The sequence below is a fragment of the Paraburkholderia sp. J8-2 genome, from assembly GCF_905220195.1.
GTDB lineage: Bacteria > Pseudomonadota > Gammaproteobacteria > Burkholderiales > Burkholderiaceae > Paraburkholderia.
Window position 1 is genome coordinate 1 of record NZ_CAJMZA010000104.1, and the last position, 902, is coordinate 902.

Genomic DNA, 902 nt, shown 5'->3' on the forward strand with positions numbered 1-902 from the left:
GGCCTGAAGGCCGTGATGCTGGCTGCGAACGCGATCATCGCGGGCGACTCGGACATCGTCGTGGCCGGCGGCCAGGAAAACATGAGCGCCGCGCCGCACGTGCTGCCGGGCTCGCGCGACGGCTTCCGCATGGGCGATGCGAAGCTGATCGACAGCATGATCGTCGACGGCCTGTGGGACGTGTACAACCAGTACCACATGGGCGTGACGGCGGAAAACGTCGCGAAGGAATACGGCATCACGCGCGAGGAGCAGGACGCGTTTGCGGCGCTTTCGCAGAACAAGGCCGAAGCGGCGCAGAAGGCGGGCCGCTTCGACGCGGAAATCGTGCCGGTGGCGATTCCGCAGCGCAAGGGCGAGCCGCTGCAGTTCGCGACCGACGAGTTCGTGCGCCACGGCGTGACGGCTGAGTCGCTCGCGGGCCTGAAGCCGGCGTTCAACAAGGAAGGCACGGTGACGGCGGCGAACGCCTCGGGCCTGAACGACGGCGCGGCCGCGGTCGTGGTGATGTCGGCGAAGAAGGCCGAAGCGCTGGGCCTCACGCCGCTCGCGCGCATCAAGGCGTACGCAAGCGGCGGTGTGGACCCGAAGATCATGGGCATGGGCCCGGTGCCGGCCTCAAAGCGTGCGCTGGAGCGCGCGGGCTGGTCGGTGAACGACCTCGATCTCTTGGAGATCAACGAGGCCTTTGCCGCACAGGCGCTGGCCGTGAACAAGCAGATGGGCTGGGACACGTCGAAGATCAACGTGAACGGCGGGGCGATTGCGATCGGTCACCCGATCGGCGCGTCGGGCTGCCGGATTCTCGTGACGCTGCTGCACGAAATGCAGCGCCGCGATGCGAAGCGCGGTCTCGCCTCGCTGTGCATCGGCGGCGGCATGGGTGTGGCGCTCGCGCTCGA

Annotated in this window: 1 protein-coding gene; it reads left to right on the top strand. The window is 68.1% G+C overall.

What is annotated here, in order from left to right:
- On the top strand, positions 1-902 hold a 902-nt coding region (locus U5A52_RS42990; RefSeq protein ID WP_321940486.1), incomplete at both ends, for an acetyl-CoA C-acetyltransferase.